Annotated in this window: 1 pseudogene; it reads left to right on the top strand. The window is 62.6% G+C overall.

The window, feature by feature from the left end:
* A pseudogene (locus LI94_RS21355) lies at nt 1-752 on the top strand (type I glutamate--ammonia ligase); the annotation flags it as partial.

Raw genomic sequence — 752 nt, 5'->3', positions numbered from 1 at the left:
CCCTACTCCCGCGACCCGCGCAACATCGCCCGCAAGGCCGAGAGCTACCTCACCAGCACCGGCATCGCCGACACCGCCTACTTCGGCGCCGAAGCCGAGTTCTACATCTTCGACTCCGTGAGCTTCGACTCCACGATCAACGGCTCCTTCCACAAAGTGGACTCGGTCGCCGGCTGGTGGAACACCGGCCGCACCACCGAAGCCGACGGCAGCCCCAACCTCGGCTACAAAGTCCGCCCCAAAGGCGGCTACTTCCCCGTCGCCCCCACCGATCAATACGTCGATCTGCGCGACGCCATGTCGACCAACCTCACCAACGCCGGCTTCACCGTCGAACGCGGCCACCACGAGGTCGGCACCGGCGGGCAAACCGAGATCAACTACAAGTTCAACACCCTGCTGCACGCCGCCGACGATTTGATGCTGTTCAAATACATCATCAAGAACACCGCCTGGGCACACGGCAAGACCGTCACCTTCATGCCCAAGCCTTTGTTCGGCGACAATGGCTCCGGCATGCATGTTCACCAATCGGTATGGCAAGACGGCGAACCATTGTTCTACGACGAGATCGGCTACGCCGGACTCTCCGACACCGCCCGCCACTACATCGGCGGCATCTTGCACCACGCGCCCTCCCTGCTGGCGTTCACCAACCCCACCATCAACTCCTACAAGCGTCTGGTCCCGGGCTACGAAGCACCGATCAACCTGGTCTACAGCCAGCGCAACCGCTCAGCCTGCGTGCGCAT

The organism is Mycobacterium sp. UM_Kg27, from assembly GCF_000972905.1.
Classification (GTDB): domain Bacteria; phylum Actinomycetota; class Actinomycetes; order Mycobacteriales; family Mycobacteriaceae; genus Mycobacterium.
Note: the sequence above shows the minus strand (reverse complement) of the source record. Positions and strands in the feature narration are given on the sequence as shown.